Below are 19,885 nucleotides of genomic sequence, written 5' to 3' on the forward strand. Positions count from 1 at the left end.
GCGGAACCACCGACGCACCGTCGCGCGGAAAACCTGGTCCGATTCAGCGAGGAAATGCGCAGGCAGGGCCGGAAACCCTCTTCGCGCCTGATCTCGGCGGTTCTCCGTCCGGCCCTGCCGGAAGAGGTCCACCGGCTCCGGCTCCGGAGGTCCGCCCAGGTCGTCGAGATCGGCCGGGTCCGGCTGGCCGACGGGATCCCGACCGCACTGGAGCGGGCGGTGTTCCCCGAGGCCCTCGCCGCCCTGCTGGAGGTCGACTTCCGCACGGCCTCGATGCACGAGACGCTCGCCGGGCTCGGCCGGACGCCGACCCGCGGACATTCGTCCATCAGGGCCGCGACGGCCGGCGAGCGGGAAGCGGAGCTGCTGGCGGTGGCTCCCGGCACCGCCCTGCTCGTCGAGGAGCGCCTCATCATGGACCAGGACGAGCACCCCCTGGAACTCACGGAAACCCGCTACGTGGGTGACAGGTACGCACTGGACGTCGCCTTCGAGGTCGAATCCTGAGACGACCTCCGCAGCCGTGCGGTCGCTCCCACGACCGACGGACGGGAAGGGACGCCGACCGAACCGCGCGGAAGGAATTTCCGAAGGGGGACTGCAACAACCCGGCGGGCCGTCCGGCCCGCCGGTGCCAGCGGTGGAAAGACACGAATGCGTGGAGGGAAAGCCGTGTTCGCGTACCTGATGACCTCTCCCGGAGAAATCAACCGCACCGTGGTGCCCGATCCGGAATGCCGCGAGGACGAAATCCTGCTGCGGACCGAGGCCGTTTCGATCTGCTCGACCGACGTCTCCTACTTCCGCGGCCACCTCTTCGCCGAGGACTGGCCGATCATTCCCGGGCACGAATACGTGGGAAGAGTCGTCGAGGTCGGGAAGCGCCTCCGGGACGACGTGCGGCCGGGTGACCGGGTGACCTACTGGGGGCAGACCGACTTCGGCGGAATGGCCGAGTACCGGGCACTGCGGCCGCTCTTCCCGGGCCGGCCGGGCGTGGAGACGGCCTGGTACACCGGGCGGAACTTCTACGACGCCGACCAGGCCGCGGCGGTGGTCCTTCCGCCGCAGGTACCGTCGGACCTGGCCTCCGTGATCGAGCCGCTGACCTCCGTCCTGCGCTCGTTACTGCTCAATCCCCCGAAGCCCGGCGACACCTGCGTCGTCCTCGGCTGCGGCCCCAGCGCCCAGTTGGCCGTCCAGGTGCTGCACCGCCACCTCGGCGCGGGCTCGATCACCGTGCTGGACCGCAACGACGACCGGATGGCCGTCGCACTGCGGCACGGCGCCGCCCACGCCTTCAACACGGACACCCAGGCGGCCGAGCTCGAAGCGTACGTGCGCGAGCACCACGACCACTACGCGGACTACGTGTTCGACGCACTGCCCCACATCGCGGCACCGGCCAGCACCCCGGACAAGGACATCCGGGAGATCGCGATGGGCCTGCTGCGCCCTGGCGGCTCGTACGTCATCTACGGCGCGACGGCCGTCCCTCAGCGGCTCAACACGTGGATGATCCTGGCCAAAGGCCTGAGACTGCTCTCCACCCCGTTCGACGTCCGCTCGTTCCCGATGGCCCGCTCCGCGCACGTCACCGCCGTGGCCCTGCGGCTCGTCGAATCGGGCCTGGTCGATCCCGCCCCGCTGATCACCACCCGGGCCCGCCTCGACGACGAGGCCGCCGTCCGCGAGGCGTTCACCGGTTACGGCCGGGGCGCGTCGATGAAGACCTCGTTGCTCGCCCCGTCCGTCCTCCTCGACCACGTGCGCCGCACGGCCGTCGCAGCCGTCCCCGCCGCCTCCGCCGCCGACGCCTTCGCCGAGCAGGCCGGGATATCCGGGTGACCGGCACCTCGGTGCCGGTCACCCGGGACCAGGATGCCCCGGCCTTCGTCCGGGACCGGCTGACCGCCACGGCCTACGGCGGCCTCGCCGTCTACGCCTACGTCCTCTACGCGCTCGGCCCGCTGCTGCCGCTCCTTCGCCAGGACCTGCAGCTGTCCTACGCGCTGATGAGCCTGCACTCCACCGCCTTCGCCGCCGGCGCGATGCTCACCAACCTCCTGTTCCGCCGTCTGCGGACGCGCCTGGACCACCGGGCGCTCTTCTGGTCCGCACTCACGGCCCTGGCCCTGGGATCGCTCCTCCTCGCGACCGGGCTCTCGGCCATCGTCACCCTCGCGGCGGCGGTACTGGGCGGGACCGGTGGGGCACTACTCCAGACCACGGCCCTGGCCGTGCTGGCCGAGCACCACGGCGCGCACGAGTCCCTACGGGCGCGGGCCCTGGTCGAGGCCAACGCCGCCGCGAGCGTCAGCGCACTCGCCGCGCCCCTGGTCATCAGCGGCCTGGACGGCGCCGGGGCCGCCTGGAACTGGTGCCTGGTGCTTCCGGCCCTCGCACTCGCCGCCATGTACCCGGCGCTGCGCAAGGAACCGCTGCGCCCGCGCACCGCTCCCTCCGCCGGGACCGCTCCTTCCACCGGGGCAGCCCCCTCCGCCGGGACCGCCACCGAGGTGGCGCAGGCTGCCCGCCCGACGGGCTCGTTCCCGCTCCGCGCCGCCCTGTGCGGCCTGGTCGTGGGCTTCGAGTTCTGCCTCGCCTACTACGCCGCGCCCCTGCTCACCAGCACCAGCCACCTGACCGACAGTCAGGCATCGGCGGCCCTGGCCCTGTTCTACGGGGGCGAGCTGGCCGGCCGGCTGGCGGGCAGCCGGCTGACGGCCGGGGCCCGTGCCGCCCGCTCGGCCGCGCTGGTGGCCGGCTCACTGACCGTCGCCGCCACCGGGTTCCTCGCCCTGTGGCTCGCCTCCACCACCTGGCTCGCCCTGCTGGGCCTGGTCCTCGGTGGGCTGGGGGTCGCCAACCTCTTCCCGCTGACCCTCTCGCTCGCGGTGAGCGCCGCACCCGGCCGCACCGATCAAGCCACGGCCCGCGTCCAACTCGCGGTCAGTACCTGCATCATGCTCGCGCCCCTGCTGCTCGGCACGCTGTCCGACCGCCTCGGCGTGCGCCCGGCCTTCGGCCTCGCCGGCTTCCTGCTGCCCCTCGCCGCGCTACTGCTCGCCACCGGGCGACGGCGCCCGGCCCCCGCCGACGCGTCCCCCACGGGAGTCACCCCGCATGTCCGTCACTGAGAGCTCCGCCCGCGCCCGCGACACCCTGGCCCGCAACCACCGCACCGGTTTCTCCCGGGCGGCCCAGCGCCACTACGGCTTCACCTGCCCCTCCCCCGACAGCTACCCGTTCCAATGGGCGTGGGACAGCAGCTTCCACGCCGTCGCCCTCATCCACGTCGACACCCGCCGGGCCCGGGACGAACTGCGCTCCCTGCTCAGCGCCGCCACCCCGACCGGCTTCCTGCCGCACATGGTCCTCTGGCAGGACGACCTCCGCCCACGCGCCACCGAGGACTTCAGGATCGACCTCTGGGAGGGGTGGCGGTCCGTCACCATCGCACCGCCCGTGGTGGCCCGAGCCGTCGAGCGGGTGTACCTGGCCACCGGCGACGACCTCTGGCTGCGCCGTGTCCTGCCGCCGACGCTCGCCTTCTTCGGCTGGCTCAGGGACCACCGCACGAGCCCCGGCACCGGCCTGCTGGAGATCTACCAGCCCGACGAGTCCGGACTGGACAGCAGCCCCAAGTACGACGGCGCGCTCGGCATCGAGTCGGCCGCCGACGGCACCGTGCACGCCGCCTGGCACGGCGCGATGCGGTCGCTGATCACGGCCTACGGCTCCCCCGCCCGCACACCCGAGTCCCCGCTCCGCGACCGGCGGCTGTTCGTCTGGAACGACGTGCTCGTCAACACGGTCTACGCCGACGGGCTCGCCTGCCTGGCACGCCTCGTGCGGGCGACCGGTGCGAACGGGCGCACCGCGGAGCGGCTGGCCGGGGAATCCCGCGCGATCGGCACCGCCCTGATGCGCCACTGCTGGGACGAGACCACCGGCTCCTTCCACGACCTCGACCTCGTCGCCGGCAAGCGCGACGAGGTCCTGACCGCCAGTTCGCTGCTGCCCGTCCTCCTCGACTCGGTGCCGGAACCCGCCGCCCGGAGGGTCATCGAGCAACACCTGCTGAACGAGCGGGAGTTCTGGCGGCCCCATCCGGTGCCCAGCGTCGCCGCCACCGAACCCTCCTACGACCCCACGTTCCGCACCGGGGCCATCTTCCGCGGCTCCAGCTGGATCAACCTCAACTGGTACCTGTACTGGGGCCTGCGCCGACACGGCTACCGTGCCGAGGCCGACACGCTCGCGGCACGCACCTGCGCGCTCGTCGCGGCCTCGGACACCACGCGGGAGTGCTACGGCCCGGAGGACGCCGCCGGGCACGGCGCGCGCTCCTTCGGCTGGAGCTCCCTCGTCCTGGACCTGGCCGCCGCCATGTCCCCGCCGACGGAAGAAGGCTGACCATGGCCAACTGGGGATTCCTCGGCGCCGGTTCGATCGCCGCCTCCAGCCTCGCCCCCGCCGTCCACGCGGCCGACGGGCCGCGTCTGCACGCCGTCGCCGCGACCGACGCACGGCGGGCCCGGACCCTCGCCCCGGCGCGGGTGTACACCCGGTACGAGGACCTGCTGGACGACCCGGCCGTCGACATCGTGTACGTCGCGCTCCACAACAGCGCCCACCGCCCGTGGGTGGAGCGCGCCCTGCGCGCGGGCAAGCACGTCCTGTGCGAGAAGCCGCTCGGGCTGACCGCCGCCGAGGTCTCCGCCATGACCGCCACGGCCCGCGCCGCCGGACGGCTGCTCGTCGAGGCCGCCTGGAACCGCTGGCACCCGCGCACCCGGGACCTCGAAGACCTGATCACCCGCGGCGCGATCGGCACCGTCCACACCGTGGCCGCCCGGTTCGACGGTCTCGCCCCCGCCCCCGGCAACTACCGCCTCGACATCGCCCTCGGTGGCGGCGCCCTCTACGACGTCGGCTACTACGCCGTCTCCGCCGCGCTCGCCGCGTTCGGCTGGCGCGCGCCGACGGTCGTCCGGGCCGAACAGGAGCACTGGCGACCCGGCTCCGCCGACTCGGTCACCCGTTTCCTGCTGGAGTTCCGCGGCCGGGGAACGGCCGAGGTCGGCTGCTCACTCGTCGGCGGCATGTCCGAGACCTTCACCACGACCGGTACGGGCGGCTCGATCACCCTCACTCCACCGGCCTTCTGTGCCGGCTCCGCCCCCACCACGCTCACCACCACCGGCGGAGACCGCCGCCACTACCCGGCCCAGGATCCCTACCGTCTCATGGTCGAGTCGGTCGACGCGGCCGCGCACGGCGACACCACCGCCCACCTCGTCCCGATCGCACAGTCACTCCTCATCGCGACCACCCTGGACGGCGTCCGTAGCCACCTGGCACGGGGGTGCCGCTGACGGTCGACTCGACGAGCCCGCCGTCCACCGTTCCCTCGTTCGCCGGCGCCGGAGCGGCCACCGGCGCGGTCCCTGTCGACACCGGGTCCGAGCTGGTGCGCCGCGGTGCCGGGGTGTCTGATTCGATAGGGGCACCGTCGCCACCGCCCGAAACGGAGCAAGACCCTGAGTACGTCGTTCGCCGAGGCGTTGTCCGTCGGCCTGCTGGTGCTGGTCCTGGTCTGCGCGGTGGTGCGGCCCTGGGGGTGGCCGGAGGCGGTGGTGGCCGTGCCGGCGGCGGGGCTGGTGGTCGCCGTCGGCGCGATCTCGCCGTCGGACGCGGTGGCCGAGGTGCAGCGGCTCGGGCCGGTGGTCGGCTTCCTGGCGGCCGTGCTCGTGCTCGCCCAGCTCTGCGACGACGAGGGCCTGTTCCACGCCTGCGGGGCCTGGATGGCCCGCACCGCCGCCGGGCGGCCGCGCCGGCTGCTGGTGCAGGTGTTCGTGGTCGCCTCGGTGATCACGGCCGTGCTCAGCCTGGACGCCACCGTGGTGCTGCTCACCCCGGTGGTTTTCGCCACCGCGGCCCGGCTCGGCGCCCGGCCCAAGCCGCACGTCTACGCCTGCACGCACCTGTCGAACACCGCCTCGCTGCTGCTGCCGGTCTCCAACCTGACCAACTTGCTGGCCTTCGCCGCCAGCGGGCTGAGCTTCACCCGCTTCGCCGCCCTGATGACGCTGCCGTGGCTGGCGGCCATCGCCGTCGAGTACGCGGTGCTGCGCCGGTTCTTCGCCGCCGACCTGGACGCCGGCGCCCCGGCCCCGGCCGACCTCCCGCCGCCGGAGATGCCGCTGTTCGCCCTCGTCACCGTCGTCGGCACGCTCGGCGGGTTCATCCTCACCTCCGTGCTCGGGATCGACCCGGCGTGGGCGGCCCTGGCCGGTGCCCTCGTGCTCGCCGTCCGCGCGCTGATCCGGCGGCGCACCACCCCGGTCGCGGTCGTGCGCTCGGCCGCCGTGCCGTTCCTGGCCTTCGTGCTGGCGCTCGGCGTCGTGGTGCGGGCCGTGGTCGACAACGGGCTCGCCTCCGCGCTCGGGCACCTCGTCCCGCAGGGCACCGCCCTGCCCGCGCTGCTCGGCACGGCGGCGCTGGCGGCCGTCCTGGCGAACGTCATCAACAACCTGCCCGCCACCCTCGTCCTGCTGCCGCTGGCCGCCCCGGCCGGTCCCGGCGCGGTGCTGGCCGTGCTGCTCGGGGTGAACATCGGCCCCAACCTCACCTACGCCGGATCCCTGGCCACCCTGCTGTGGCGGCGCATCGTCCGCGAGCACGGCACCGACATCGGCCTGGGCGAGTTCACCCGGCTCGGGCTGCTCGTCGTACCCGCCGCCCTGCTGCTGGCCGTGGTGGCACTGTGGGGGTCCTTGCAGATCATCGGAGGCTGACACCGTGACCGTCGTCGTCTGGATCACCGAAGGCACCTGGCCCGCCTGCGTCGACGCCGCCCGCGCGCACGCGCCGCAGGACGCCGGGATCGTCCTGCTCCACGTCAGCGGCCGGGAGGTGCCCGGCGCCGCCCACGGCGCGTTCGCCGGGCTGCTCGGGCGCGGGCACCCCGAGCGTGATCCCGGCACCCGGCTGGAGGGGCTGGCAGCCGCCTCGGGGCGGCACCTCCTCGATGCGGCGGCCGAGCGGCTGGGGCAGCCCTGCACCCGGGTGGAGCGCAGTGGCCGCACCGAGCGCGAGGTCGTCGCCGCGGCGGAGGGGGCCGAGTTGCTCGTCCTCGCCCGCGACGGCGACCGCACGCGCCTCGGGCCCCACAGCCTCGGGCCCGCCACCCGCTTCGTCGTCGACCACGCCCCCTGTCCCGTCCTACTGGTCTGGCCGGAGCCGGCACCGAGCGCCGACACCCTCCCTCCCCCACCCCGCCGGTAGCCCGACCGGGCTACACGCCCGCGGGGCCGGAGAAGGAGAGTCGGCAGCCGCCACCGGCCGGGAGGTGGAGCCGGAAGCGCCGGGGGTCGCCGGGAACCGCGACGACTGCGGCGTCGCCGCCCTCGTCCGGTCCGGACACCCTCTCCTTCGGCGTCGAGGACGCGGACGGCACGTTCAGCGCGCTCGCCGCGCTGGACGGCCGGTACCTGTCCACCGAGGTGGCCGGCGGCTTCACCGGCCGCGTCATCGGCATGTACGCCGCGGCCGGCACCGTTCACTTCGACCGCTTCGACTACGAGCCCCTCCCGCTTTCCTGACGACTCGTCAGAATCGTTCACCTGTTTCACACGAAAGGGACGACCCGTGAACGACGCACAACCGACCTCGCGCCCGCGCAGCCGCCGGCTCGGCCGACGGCCGGCATCGCCGTGGCACTGGCCACCACGAGGAGCCTCGCCTGCGGCACCGCCACAGCCGCACCGGCCGGCCCGGCCCAGGCCCAGGCGGCGGCGGACAAGGTCCCGCACGACGCGATGGACGCCGTGGCCGCGATGCAGCCCGGCTGGAACCTCGGCAACACCCTGGACGCGATCCCCGACGAGACCTCCTGGGGCGTGTGGGCGCTGTACCAGAGCGCCGACCGGATCTTCTCCTCCCGCCAGGAACCGTTCCTCGTGACCGAGACCAACGCCCAGGCCATCAGCGGCACTTCGGAGAACCGGTCGGCGTTCGACGGCCAGTGGCGGCAAGCCGCCTGGGCGCTCGTCTCGCGCGGCGCGCGGATGATCGAGTACTGGCACTGGCACACCCTGCACTTCGGTGCCGAGACGTACTGGGGCGGGATCCTGCCGCACAGCGGCAAGCGCGGCCGGGTGTACACGGAACTCGCGTGTCTCGGCGCCGAGTTCGCGACGGCGGGGGCGGTGGTCGCCGGGATCGAGCCCGACGCCGACATCGCGATGCTCTACTCGATGCCCAGCAAGTGGCTGATGCAGAAGTACCCGTCGCTGGCGAAGGTGAACGCGCGCTGACTGAGGACGCGGCGGTGGACGAGCTCGTCTGCGACCAATGCGGTCGACGATTTTGCGGCTGGAATTAAATGGCCGGGAAACTGGCCCGAAACAACGTCACGCGACTCTTCCGTCGTCGGCCGGGCCAACGTCCCCCGGCCCCTGGCCCCGCCCCCGGAGGAGTGACGAGTCGTGACGCAGACCATCGAAGAGCAGAAGCGGAGAACAAGGTCCGGCAGGCGTTACAACGACTGGACGCAGAACAGCACCCTGGAGGACTACTCGCTGCGCTACGCGCCCAAGTCGTTCAGGCGCTGGACCCCGTACGTGGTGGCCACCACCGCCCTGGGCGGCATCGCCTACCTGGCGGATTTCGCCATCGGCGGCTCCATCGCCATCTCCAACGGCTTCGGCAGCGCGATGGTGGCGATCCTGGCCGCCGCGGTGGTCATCTTCCTGACCGGAATCCCGATCTCGTACTACTCGGCGAAGTACTCCATCGACATGGACCTGCTGACCCGGGGCGCCGGATTCGGCTATCTGGGCTCGACGCTGACCTCGGTGATCTACGCCAGCTTCACCTTCATCTTCTTCGCGCTCGAAGGGTCGATCATGGCCCAGGCGCTCCAGCTCGGCGTGGGGATCCCGCTGCCGGTCGCCTACCTGATCGCCTCGCTGATCATCCTCCCGCTGGTCGTCTACGGGATGACCGCGCTGTCGAAGATGCAGGTCTGGACCCAACCGATCTGGCTGGTGCTCATGGTCGCCCCGTTCGTCTCCATCGCCGTCCAGGACCCGGGCACGTTCTCGGCCTTCACCCACTTCGCGGGCAACTCGCCCACCGGATCCCGGATCAGCCTGATCGGGATCGGCGCCGGGGCCGGCGTCGCCCTGTCCCTGATCGCGCAGATCGGCGAGCAGGTCGACTACCTGCGCTTCATGCCCGACAAGACCCCGCAGAACGCGAAGAAGTGGTGGGGCGCCGTGATCGGTGCCGGACCGGGCTGGGTCGTCCTCGGCGCGGCCAAGCAGATCGGCGGCGCCTTCCTCGCCTTCACCATCGCCGGAAGCGTGGGCCTGGACAAGGCCGATCAGCCGATCCAGCAGTACCTCGCCGGCTTCAGGACCTTCGCCGCGCCCGTCGCGCTGGGCCTGGCCACCTTCTTCGTGATCCTCTCCCAGATCAAGATCAACTCGACGAACGCCTACTCCGGCTCGCTCTCCTGGTCCAACTTCTTCTCCCGCCTCACCCACCGCCACCCGGGCCGCGTGGTCTACATCTTCCTCAACGTCGGCATCGCCCTGGCACTGATGGAGGGCGGCGTCTTCGGCTTCCTCAACACCGTGCTCGGCTTCTACTCCAACGTCGCCATCGCCTGGATCGGCGCCGTCGTCGCCGACCTGGTCATCAACAAGCCGCTGGAACTCAGCCCGTCCTACGTCGAGTTCAAGCGCGCCCACCTGCACAACTTCAACCCGGTCGGCTTCGGCTCGATGCTGATCGCCTCGGCGGTCTCCATCACCGCCTACTTCGGCGCCTTCGGCTCCTACGGCACCGCGTTCTCCCCGTTCATCGCGCTCCTCCTCGCGATGGCCCTCTCGCCCCTCCTCGCAGTGCTCACCAAGGGCAGGTACTACATCGCCCGCACCGACGACCAGGACGAGCCGCTCTTCACCGAGGACGGCCTGCTCTCCGCCGCCACGCTGACCTGCACCGTCTGCGCCGAGGACTTCGAACGCCCGGACATCGCCGGCTGTCCCTTCCACCAGGGCGCGATCTGCTCCCTGTGCTGCAGCCTGGAGAAGGACTGCCACGACTCCTGCAAGAAGGGCGGAGCCGGCAGCGACACGGTCGACCTCGCCATGCCCACCGTCCGCTCGGCTACCTGATCGCCCGTCTCACCGACTGCTGCGGTAAGGGGCGGTGGGCTCCGCCGAGCCCACCGCCCCCGTTCACCACCCGACCGGGTGCTCCCCCTCGGGTGCTCCCCCTCGGGATCTCTTACTCGGCAAGGAAGCGGTAGACCGTCATCGAGCCGTATTCCTCCCCCGGGCGCAGGACGGTGGAGGGGTACTCGGGCCGGTTGGGCGAGTCCGGGAAGTGCTGCGTCTCCAGCGCGATGCCCGCGTAGGCGGCGTACGGGTGGCCGGAGCGGCCGGTCAGCGAGCCGTCGAAGAGGTTGCCGGTGTAGACCTGGAGGCCCGGCTCCATCGTGAAGCACTCGATCCGCCGGCCGCTGGCCGGGTGGCTCAGCACGGCGGCCCTCCTGAAGCCCTTCCCGGCGAGCACCCAGGTGTGGTCGAAGCCCTGGCCGGCGCGGCGGATCTGCGGGTTTCCGTCGGCGACGCGGTCGGCGATCGTCCGGGTCTCGCGCAGGTCGAACGGCGTGCCGGCGACGGGTACGACGGGGCCGACCGGGATCAGTTCCCCGTCCACCGGGAGGTATCCCGCGGCCTCGACCTGGAGCAGGTGGTCGAGCACCGTTCCGCAGCCCTCGCCGGCCAGGTTGAAGTACGCGTGGTTCGTGAGGTTCACGACCGTCGGCGCCTCCGCGGCGGCGCGGTAGACGATGGAGAGGTCACCGGCCGGGTCGAGCAGGTACATCACCTCGGCGGTGAGGGCGCCCGGGAATCCCTGGTCGCCGTCAGGGCTGCGCAGCCGCAGCCGGACTCCGGCCCGGCGGCCCTCCCGGACTGCCACGCCGTCCCAGAGCCGGGTGGCGAAGCCGTCCGGCCCGCCGTGCAGGGTGTGGCCGTTGTCCTGGGCCGCCAGCCGGTGCCTCGTGCCGTCGAGGGGCAGGACCCCGCCGGCGATCCGGTTGGCGTAGCGGCCGACCGTCGCCCCGAAGTACGCGGCCTCCCCGAGCAGGTCCTCGACGTTCTCCGAACCGAGGACGACGTTGCACCGCCGCCCGTCCCGGTCCGGCGCGTGCACGGCCTGGAGGCGGGCGCCCAGGCTCAGCACCTCCACCGTCACGCCCTCGGGCGCACCGAAGGTCCAACGGATGATGCGCCGACCGTCCGGCAGTGTCGCGCCGGACTCCTGGGTCACCGTCACTTCGCCGTGGGATATGAGTGCGTCTCTCGGCACGGGTACTACTCCATTGCGTTCGGTGCGGTGCGAGGAATGGGCGACGCCCGCCGTGCGGGCGGGCGTCGTCGGCGTGACGTCGGCGGGTCACATCCCCTGGGACAAGCGGTGATAGGCCTGGTTCCAGCGGAGTTCCTTCGTGAACCGGCGGATGGACGTGTCCCCGTCGATCACCAGGAGCTCCACGCCCAGCATCTCGGCCAGGTCCTCCAGTTCCTCGGCGCCGAGCGCACCGGAGAGCACGGTGTGGTGCGGCGCACCGGCCGTCAGCCACGCCTCGGCGGAGGTGTGGAGGTCCGGGCGCGGCTTCCAGACGGCGCGGGCCACGGGCAGGTTGGGCAGCGGTGCCGGCGGCGCGACGACGTCGACCTCGTTGGCCACCAGCCGGAAGCGGTCGCCCAGGTCGGCGAGGCCGACCACCACCGCGGGGCCGGGCTCGGCGTCGAAGACCAGGCGGACCGGGTCCTCACGACCGCCGATGCCGAGCGGGTGGATCTCGCACGAGGGGGTGGTGGCCGCGATGCTCGGGCAGACCTCCAGCATGTGCGCGCCGAGGATCAGCTCGTGGCCGGGTTGCAGGTGGTAGGTGTAGTCCTCCATGAAGGAGGTGCCGGCGGCCAGGCCGGTGGCGGTCACCTTGAGGGTGCGCAGCAGCGTGGAGGTCTTCCAGTCGCCCTCGCCGCCGAAGCCGTAGCCGTCGGCCATCAGCCGCTGGACGGCCAGGCCGGGCAGCTGGCGCAGCCCGCCGAGGTCCTCGAAGTTGGTGGTGAAGGCCTTGAAACCGCCCTCTTCCAGGAAACCCCGCAGGCCGAGCTCGATCCGCGCCGCGTAGCGCAGCGACTCGTGGCGCTCCCCGCCGGCCCGCAGCTCGGTCGCGAGGTGGTAGCCGTCCTCGTACTCCTTGACGAGCTCGGTGACGTCGGCGTCGGTCGCGGCGTCCACGGCCGCGACGAGGTCGTTGACGCCGTAGGTGTTGACGGAGACGCCGAAGCGGAGCTGGGCCTCGACCTTGTCGCCCTCGGTGACGGCGACGTCGCGCATGTTGTCGCCGAAGCGGGCGAGCTTCAGGCCGCGCAGTTCGGCACGGCCGGCGGCGGCACGGGCCCAGGAGGCGATCCGTGCGGTCACGGCGGGGTCGGTGACGTGTCCGGCGACGGTCTTGCGGGCGACGCCGAGGCGGGACTGGATGTAACCGAACTCGCGGTCGCCGTGGGCGGCCTGGTTCAGGTTCATGAAGTCCATGTCGATGGAGTGCCAGGGCAGTTCGACGTTCGCCTGGGTGTGCAGGTGGAGCAGCGGCTTCTGCAGGGCGTCCAGGCCGGCGATCCACATCTTCGCCGGGGAGAACGTGTGCATCCAGGCGATCAGGCCGATGCACCGGTCCTCGGCGTTGGCCTCCAGGCAGATGCGGCGGATGGCGGAGGCGTCGGTGAGGACGGGCTTCCAGACGACCTCGACCGGCAGGGCGGCGTCGGCACCGAGTGCGGTGGCGATCCGCTGCGACTGCTCCGCGACCTGCCGCAGCGTCTCCTCGCCGTAGAGTCCCTGACTGCCGGTCAGGAACCAGATCTCGCGTCCCGCGAGTGACGTCATGGGGGTGACTCCTTACCGGGCCTCGGGGTGCTGGCCGTAGACGTTCTGGTAGCGGAAGTTGAGGCTGTCGATGTCCGCCTGGGCGATCGGCAGCGGGTCGCCGAGCTGCCGGGAGATGTGGACGGTGCGGGCCACGTCCTCGCACATCACGGCGGCCTTGACAGCGGCCTTGGCGTCCTTGCCGATGGTGAAGACGCCGTGGTTCTGCATGAGGACGGCGGGCGAGCGGTGGCCCTTGAGCGTGTCCACGATGCCCCGGCCGATCGAGTCGTCCCCGATCAGTGCGAACGGGCCGACCGGGATCTCGGCGCCGAACTCGTCGGCCATCGCGGTGAGGACGCAGGGCACGGCCTCGCCCCGGGCCGCCCACGCGCTGGCGAAGGTGGAGTGGGTGTGGACCACCCCGCCGACCTCGGGCATGTGGCGGTAGACGTAGGCGTGCGCGGCCGTGTCGGACGAGGGCGAGTGGTCGCCCTCGACGACGTTGCCGTCCAGATCGCACACGATCATGTTCTGTGCCGACAGCTCGTCGTAGGGCACGCCGCTCGGTTTGATCACGAGCAGGTCCTCGCCGGGGATCCGGGCGGAGACGTTGCCCGCCGTCCAGACCACCAGGTCGTAGCGGACCAGCTCCTGGTGGAGTTCGCTGACCTGGTGGCGGATGAGGTCGGTGGTCGCGTTCACAGAGCCTCGCTCGATGAGGTGAGGGCGGCGTTTCGGATGTCGCGCAGGCGGTGCAGGAGCTTGTCGGCGCCGAGGCCGAAGTGGTCGTGCAGGGCCCGGTACTCGGCGAAGAGCCGGTCGTAGACGTCCGCGGAGACGTGGTCCGGCCGGTACGCCGCCGGGCGCACCCGGCCCATGGCGGCGGCCGCGGTCCGGACGTCCTGGTAGGCCCCGGCGGCGACGGCGGCGTGGATCGCCGAGCCGAGTGCCGACCCCTGCTCCGACTCGGCGACCGACACCGGGCGACGCAGCACGTCGGCGTAGATCTGCATGAGCAGCTCGTTCTTCTTGAGGCCGCCGGTGACGACGAACTCGGTGACGGGGACGCCGCCCCGTTCCAGGGCCTCGACGATGACGCGGGTGCCGAAGGCGGTGGCCTCCAGCAGTGCGCGGTAGATCTCCTCGGGGCGGGTGGCCAGGGTGAGTCCGGCGATCACGCCGGAGAGGTGGTGGTCGACCAGGGTGGAGCGGTTGCCGTTCATCCAGTCGAGCGCCACCAGGCCGTGGGCACCGACGGGTTGGGCGGCGGCCTTGCGGGTGAGGAGCTCGTGCGCGTTCTCGCCGTTCCGCTCGGCCTCGGCCAGGTAGTCGGCGGGCAGGCCCTGGCGCAGCCACCAGGCGAAGATGTCGCCGACGGCGCTCTGGCCGGCCTCGTAGCCGTAGGAGCCGGCGACGATGCCGTCCTCGACCACGCCGCACATGCCGGGGACCTCCGCCAGCGTGGCGCCGTTGACGACGTGACAGGTCGACGTGCCCATGATGGCGAGGAGCTGGCCGTTGTCGACCGCCCGTGCGGCGGGCGCGGCGACGTGGGCGTCGACGTTGCCCGCCGCCACCGCGATCCCCTCGGGCAGACCGGTCCACTGCGCCGCCTGTGCGGTGAGGGATCCGACCCGGGAGCCGAGCGGGGACAGCGGGTGCTCCAGGCGGGTGCGGGCGAAGTCGGCGAAGTCCGGGTGGAGCGCGGCGAGGTAGTCCTCGCTCGGGTAGCTGCCGTCCTGGTGGATGCCCTTGTATCCGGCGGTGCAGGTGTTGCGGCTCTCGGCGCCGGTGAGCTGCCAGACGATCCAGTCGGCGGCCTCGATCCAGCGGGCGCAGGCGGCGTAGACGGCCGGGTCCTCCTCCAGGACCTGCAGGGCCTTGGCGTACTGCCACTCGGCGGAGATCCGGCCACCGTACCGGGAGATCCACTTCTCCCCGCGAGCGTGTGCCAGGGCGTTGATGCGGTCCGCCTGGGCCTGGGCGGCGTGGTGCTTCCAGAGTTTGGGCCAGGCGTGCGGGTAGGGGGCCCAGTCGGGCGTCTCCGCCAGGGGGGTGCCGTCGGCGAGCACCGGGAGGACCGTGCAGGCGGTGAAGTCGGCGGCGATGCCGATGACTTGGGCGGGGTCGATGCCGGCGTCGGCGAGCGCGGCCGGGACGGCGGTGCGCAGCACGGCGCGCCAGTCCGCGGGGTGCTGCAGCGCCCAGTCGGGCGGGAGCGGTCGGCCGGTGCCGGGCAGCTCGCGCTCGATGACGGCGTGCGGGTAGCCGTGGACGGCGGTGCCGACCTCTTCGCCGTCACGCACGCGGACCACCACGGCGCGGCCGGAGAGAGTGCCGAAGTCGATGCCGACGACGTATCCCTCCGAGTCCCGGGCGGCAGGAACCACGGTCACTTCCTCATCCTTCGTGCGGGAGGCGGGTGTTGTCGCCTGCCGCTGGTGCGGTCCAAGTCCGGGGCAGGGCGGAACACACCAGCGACAGGCTCCGTTCCGCCGGCTCCGTCGGGGGAGGGCGGAAGGTGGACCGCCGGCGGACGGACAGAGGCGATGTCGTTGCCCGCCGGCGGAGTTGAGGAGCGCCCTTTGTGAGCGCTCACAGGGATTGTTAGCGTTAACATATGCGCTGTCAAGCGAAGTTTCGTTCGCCGGGCGGGAAGGTTTCGTTCGCCGGGCCGGACCCGGGCGGACGGCCGAGGCGCACGACCGCGGCCGAAGTGGTGCGCCGCCGCGACCGGGGTGGCGCGCGACTGTGACCGGAGTGGTCCGCGCGGTGGCGCGCCGCCACACGTACCGGCTACCGGATCACCGGTGCCCGGCGGGGCCCACGCTGCGGCGCAGCACCATTTCCGGGGCGATCTGCACATGGGTGCGGGTGGGCGCCATGCCCTCCAGTTCCCCGACGAGGAGTTCCAGGGCTCTGCGGCCGAGCTCACCGAAGTCCTGCCGCACCGTGGTCAGCGGCGGGGTGAAGTAGGCGGCCTCCGGGATGTCGTCGAAGCCGACCACGCTGATGTCCTCGGGGACCGACCGGCCGGCCTCGTGCAGGGCGCGCAGCAGGCCGAGGGCCATGTGGTCGTTGGCGCAGAAGACGGCGGTGACGTCGTGCAGCCCGGCGATCCGCAGACCGGCCTGGTATCCCGAGCGGGCGCTCCAGTCGCCGCGCTCCACCTCCGGCACGGGGGCCCCGGCTGCCTGCAGCGTGAGCCGCCAGCCCTCCTCACGGTCCTGGCTCTCCAGCCAGTTGGCCGGCCCGGCCAGGTGGTGCACGGTGCGGTGGCCCAGGTCGAGCAGGTGCCCGGTGGCCTCTCCGGCGCCGGAGCGGTTGCCCACCGACACCATGGGCACCTGGGTCTGGTTGCCCGAACCGACGGCGACCAGCGGCACGGAGCTGGAGAGCCGGGCCACCGCGCTGACGGCGGAGGTCTGCGGCGCGATCACGACGACGCCCTCCACCCCCTGGTCACGCAGCCGGTCGACGGCCTCCTGGACCGAACGGCCGTCCAGGGAGCGCAGACTGGTCACGCTCACGAAGTACCCGGCGCTCCGCGCGGCGCGCTCGATCCCGTCCAGCATCGAGGCGGGGCCGTAGAGGGTCGAGTCGAAGCTGACCACGCCGAGGGTCTGCGAGCGGCGGGTGACCAGCGCGCGGGCGGCCGAGTTGGGCCGGTAGTCCAGCTCCCTTATGGCCGCCAGCACCCGGTCCCGGGTGTCGGGCCGGACGTGCGGGGCGCCGTTCAGCACCCGGGACACCGTCTGATGGGAGACACCCGCCAGTTTCGCCACGTCCGCCATCACGGGCTGGCGCTGTTCCGTCCCGGCGCTGTCGGTTCCCACTCGCAGTCCCCTCCTCGGCTGGAACCACAGTACGCGACCAGGTCCAGGCCAATCCGTCACCCTCGGTTCAACAGGCGGCGCCCCTTCATATCAGGCCTTCGGTCCGCCAGCATGTGCCGATACTGCCAAGTTAGCGCTCACAAGAGCGCCATGGAGGCAGTTGCCGCAGATCGTCACTCTGGCGGGCCGGACAGTCGCTGTCGGCGACCGACCGGGCGGGGCTGGGCTCAATGCAGAACGATCGGGTTGGTGAGCGCTGCCATAAGGCCGTCGGCGTAGCGGACCTCGACGCGGACGAGCGCCGATTCCGCTGCTTCCGCCGGACTCATCGGCCACTCGGCGGCTCCCGCGCCGTCGCCGGGCAAGGACGTTCCGTGGACCCTCCCGTTTCCGGCGTGCAGGGCGACGGTGCCGGAGGGCACTCCGCGCACCTCGACCCGTACGACTCCGGGCTCGTCGCCGATCACCAGCGCCTCACCGATCCCGGTCCATCACCGCAGGTCACCGAGAACGCCAGCTCGACGTCGTCCGAGGCGGCGAGTCGGCTGCGGCCGGTGCGGGTGCCGGCGAGGACCGCGTCGACACCCAGTTCGTCGGCCAGCACCACGGTGTGCGGGATGCCGATCTGGTCGGCCGGGTGGGCGTCGCTGTTGCCGACCGCCGGCCGCCACCGCCCCCGGCGGATGTCCGGGGCCAGCCTTCGGCCTGGAATGCGCCCGAGACGTACGGCGCGTGCGGGTGGGCCGCTACGCACAACCCGCCGCCACGCCGGACCTCGTCCAGGTACCGGCCGATCACGCCGTCCTCCGCGCCGTAGTCCCAGTCGACCACCCGTCCCGGCCGCACGCCCAGCGCCAGCCAGTGCCCGTCCCGGGTGGTCACCTCCTGGCCGAGGATCACCAGTGGACCACCGTCCGCGTACGGGCCCCACGCGCCGTGCGTGTCCGCCGTGTTGTGCTCGGTCACGGCGAGGAACTCCAGGCCCGCCGCCCGGGCTCCCGCCACCAGTTGTTCCGGTGTCAGCTCGCCGCCGTTGGAAGCCGTCGAATGCACGTGGCAGTCGCCCCTGTACCAGTCCCGCCCCCGGCCGGGCACCTGTGCAGGCGGGAACCGGGGCTCGGAGTACGGGTTCCCGCCACGGTCGCTCAATGCCATTCCGGGAGCCTAGTTCCCCTGAACGACGCCAGGGAGAGCGCTGCCGTCTCGAACGCTCCCCCGTTCCCCGCCCCCTGGACCGACGGCGGCCGGGCCGGGGCTCCCGGGTGCGCGGAGCCCGGTCCCGGCCGGGGTGGGTGCTATCCGAGGGTCCACTTCTGGTTGTCGCCGCCCCAACAGGTCCACAGCTGGACGGCCGTGGCGTCGGCGACGGCCGCCCCGGCGACGTCCAGGCATCGGCCGGACGGGACGCCGGTGACGCTGCCGTCGGTGTTGAAGCGCCATTGCTGGTTGGCACCGCCGTTGCAGGGCCAGGTCACCACCTTGGTGCCGTCGGCCGTCCCGCCACCGTATGCGTCCAGGCACAGCGTGCTGCCGGAGACGTTCACCGTGAGCTGTCCGTCAGCGGTGCGCGTCCAGGTCTGGTTCGCCCCGCCCCAGCAGGTGTATATCTGCGTCTGCGTCCCGGCCGTGGCGGAGGCGTCGGGCACGTCCAGGCACTTGCCCGAACCGGTGCCGCGCAACGCCCCCGTGGTGGCCGAGGAGTTGGCGTAGCCGGCGGCGACGATGGTGGCCTGGACGGCGTTCTCGGTGGCCTCCGACGGGTAGCCGGCGGTCATCACGCCCTCGTAGAAGGTGCCGCGGGCGCCCTTGCTGTTGTCGCCGCCGATGCCGAGGATGATCGCGCCCTCCTTGTGCATCGGGTTGTAGCCCGCCACGTTCGGGCGCGGTCCGGAGTAGAACGTCGACAGGCCGCCGGACTGGGCGTCGCCGGCGCGGATCGCCCACTGGTTCGGCGCACCCTTGACCATGGCTGTCAGGTAGCGGTGGTTCACCGTCGGGTCGTTGGCGTTGTAGCCCGCGTTGGCCCCGGAGAACAGGCCGTTCTCCAGGTCGGCCATCACCCACGGGCCCGGGCCGGTGCCGTAGCCCCAGACCTTGATGTTGCCGAAGTAGATGGACTCCATGTGACCGTTGCCGGTGTCGTTGCTGCTCGTCTCGGCGTTGCCGTAGTCGAAGCAACAGCCACCGTTGTAATGCGTGCCGTCCAGGATCGCGTACATCCCCTCGGGCTGGTCGCCGGTCGCGATGCCCGAGGTGTGGTTGTTGCGGTAGCCGGTGCCCGGTGCCACGTACACGCCGTAGGCCCGGTGCCCGTTCAGCGTGGTGGGCGCCAGCGTCGCGTCCGCGAGGTTGTCCGGCCCGGACGCGGCACCGCCCCCGGGCGCCTGGGTGAGGTGGTTGCGCCGGCCGCTCTGGTCGTAGATCACGGTGATCACGCAGGTGGTTCCGGCACAGAAGGCGTCCTGAGCGGCCGCATCGGCGTAGCCGCCGGTGCCCAGCACGCCGATGTCCCGGAGCGCCTGGTCCGACGAGCGCCTGACCTGGTACAGCGGCCCGGCGTACCCGGAGTAGAGGGCGCGGGTGGTGCTGTGCGCGGCCACGCAGGGCGTGCCGCCGGCGGCGTACACGTCGCACGGGCCCTGCGCGGCCGCCGGCGCCACACCGCTCGTCGCGGTGGCGCCGGCCAGGGCGCCGACCAGGACGGCGAGAGCCGCCCCGGCGCGGGCGAGGCGGCGCAGCACGCCGCTTCCACGGGTTGTCCTGTTGTTGTCACTCATGGGTCTCCCTGCTCATCGTCGAGCGCGGCCAGAGGAAAGTGAGCGCTAACAATCCAGCCCGTGGCGACGTAATTCGGCCCGGGCGGGAGGTGGAGGGTTCCTGGACCGGTGACAGTGCCCTCACCGACCGTACGCCGTCAAGGCTTTCGACGGATCCGCACCGAGGGAATCGCCGACAGGCACACACCGCCGTCAGGGCGTCACCCTTTCGCTGCTGCACGGTAGTTGACGCTGAGCAATGTGAGCGCTCACACTCCACACCGGTACACCTGATCGCCCGCGCCGATTCGCCGCGCCTTTCAC

The 19,885-nt window shown here is 72.2% G+C and carries 16 protein-coding genes and 3 pseudogenes; 10 read left to right on the forward strand and 9 right to left on the reverse strand.

From position 1 onward, the window contains the following. Window positions 1–54 precede the first annotated feature (54 nt). The 10 genes and pseudogenes from ACWCXH_RS01745 (at window position 55) to ACWCXH_RS01790 (ending at window position 10,193) form a co-directional block, all read left to right on the forward strand. Window positions 55–507 (forward strand): GntR family transcriptional regulator, encoded by a 453-nt coding sequence (locus tag ACWCXH_RS01745; protein ID WP_449799365.1) that lies wholly within the window; start codon window positions 55–57, stop codon window positions 505–507. A gap of 165 nt (window positions 508–672) precedes the next feature. Beyond that, entirely contained in the window at window positions 673–1,848 is a 1,176-nt protein-coding gene (locus ACWCXH_RS01750; RefSeq protein WP_449799311.1) for a zinc-dependent alcohol dehydrogenase, read from the forward strand. After that, complete coding sequence (locus ACWCXH_RS01755) at window positions 1,845–3,140, forward strand: MFS transporter (RefSeq protein WP_449799312.1); 1,296 nt, start codon at window positions 1,845–1,847, stop codon at window positions 3,138–3,140. The genes ACWCXH_RS01750 and ACWCXH_RS01755 overlap by 4 nt, the downstream gene beginning before the upstream one ends. Beyond that, on the forward strand, window positions 3,127–4,419 hold the full coding sequence (locus ACWCXH_RS01760; protein WP_449799313.1) for an amylo-alpha-1,6-glucosidase: 1,293 nt from the start codon (window positions 3,127–3,129) through the stop codon (window positions 4,417–4,419). The genes ACWCXH_RS01755 and ACWCXH_RS01760 overlap by 14 nt, the downstream gene beginning before the upstream one ends. Before the next feature lie 2 nt (window positions 4,420–4,421). Continuing rightward, a complete protein-coding gene (locus ACWCXH_RS01765; RefSeq protein WP_449799314.1) occupies window positions 4,422–5,381 on the forward strand; it encodes a Gfo/Idh/MocA family protein in 960 nt (319 codons plus the stop codon). Window positions 5,382–5,546: 165 nt separating this feature from the next. After that, window positions 5,547–6,803, forward strand: a complete 1,257-nt coding sequence (locus tag ACWCXH_RS01770) for an SLC13 family permease (protein ID WP_449799366.1) — start codon at window positions 5,547–5,549, stop codon at window positions 6,801–6,803. A gap of 4 nt (window positions 6,804–6,807) precedes the next feature. Beyond that, on the forward strand, window positions 6,808–7,293 hold the full coding sequence (locus tag ACWCXH_RS01775; RefSeq protein WP_449799315.1) for a universal stress protein: 486 nt from the start codon (window positions 6,808–6,810) through the stop codon (window positions 7,291–7,293). 119 nt (window positions 7,294–7,412) lie between these two features. Next, window positions 7,413–7,610, forward strand: a pseudogene (locus ACWCXH_RS01780) (beta-xylosidase family glycoside hydrolase); the annotation flags it as partial. A 105-nt stretch (window positions 7,611–7,715) separates the two neighbouring features. Further along, window positions 7,716–8,306, forward strand: a pseudogene (locus tag ACWCXH_RS01785) (beta-galactosidase); the annotation flags it as partial. Between the two features lie 189 nt (window positions 8,307–8,495). Further along, the gene (locus tag ACWCXH_RS01790; RefSeq protein ID WP_449799316.1) at window positions 8,496–10,193 is read left to right on the forward strand and encodes a purine-cytosine permease family protein; all 1,698 of its coding nucleotides are present in this window, start codon (window positions 8,496–8,498) and stop codon (window positions 10,191–10,193) included. Window positions 10,194–10,305: 112 nt separating this feature from the next. Here the strand turns inward: ACWCXH_RS01790 and ACWCXH_RS01795 are convergent, their stop codons facing one another. The 9 genes and pseudogenes from ACWCXH_RS01795 to ACWCXH_RS01835 form a co-directional block, all read right to left on the reverse strand. After that, window positions 10,306–11,394, reverse strand: coding sequence for an aldose epimerase family protein (locus ACWCXH_RS01795; protein ID WP_449799317.1), 1,089 nt, complete (start codon window positions 11,392–11,394; stop codon window positions 10,306–10,308). 87 nt (window positions 11,395–11,481) lie between these two features. Continuing rightward, window positions 11,482–12,987: an L-arabinose isomerase gene (araA, locus tag ACWCXH_RS01800; protein ID WP_449799318.1), complete on the reverse strand. Its 1,506-nt coding sequence runs from the start codon at window positions 12,985–12,987 to the stop codon at window positions 11,482–11,484. A 12-nt stretch (window positions 12,988–12,999) separates the two neighbouring features. Next, entirely contained in the window at window positions 13,000–13,671 is a 672-nt protein-coding gene (locus tag ACWCXH_RS01805; RefSeq protein WP_449799319.1) for an L-ribulose-5-phosphate 4-epimerase, read from the reverse strand. Continuing rightward, window positions 13,668–15,365, reverse strand: a complete 1,698-nt coding sequence (locus ACWCXH_RS01810; RefSeq protein WP_449799320.1) for a ribulokinase — start codon at window positions 15,363–15,365, stop codon at window positions 13,668–13,670. The genes ACWCXH_RS01805 and ACWCXH_RS01810 overlap by 4 nt, the downstream gene beginning before the upstream one ends. 408 nt (window positions 15,366–15,773) lie before the next feature. Next, window positions 15,774–16,805, reverse strand: coding sequence for a LacI family DNA-binding transcriptional regulator (locus tag ACWCXH_RS01815; RefSeq protein ID WP_449799321.1), 1,032 nt, complete (start codon window positions 16,803–16,805; stop codon window positions 15,774–15,776). A 227-nt stretch (window positions 16,806–17,032) separates the two neighbouring features. Next, window positions 17,033–17,272, reverse strand: coding sequence for a hypothetical protein (locus ACWCXH_RS01820; RefSeq protein WP_449799322.1), 240 nt, complete (start codon window positions 17,270–17,272; stop codon window positions 17,033–17,035). After that, on the reverse strand, window positions 17,269–17,559 hold the full coding sequence (locus ACWCXH_RS01825; protein WP_449799369.1) for a PHP-associated domain-containing protein: 291 nt from the start codon (window positions 17,557–17,559) through the stop codon (window positions 17,269–17,271). Before ACWCXH_RS01825 ends, ACWCXH_RS01820 begins: the two co-directional genes overlap by 4 nt. A gap of 26 nt (window positions 17,560–17,585) precedes the next feature. Next, window positions 17,586–17,960, reverse strand: a pseudogene (locus ACWCXH_RS01830) (CehA/McbA family metallohydrolase); the annotation flags it as partial. A gap of 140 nt (window positions 17,961–18,100) precedes the next feature. Next, window positions 18,101–19,582, reverse strand: a complete 1,482-nt coding sequence (locus ACWCXH_RS01835) for an arabinofuranosidase catalytic domain-containing protein (protein WP_449799323.1) — start codon at window positions 19,580–19,582, stop codon at window positions 18,101–18,103. Window positions 19,583–19,885 lie beyond the last annotated feature (303 nt).

It is taken from the genome of Kitasatospora sp. NPDC001660 (assembly GCF_053596725.1).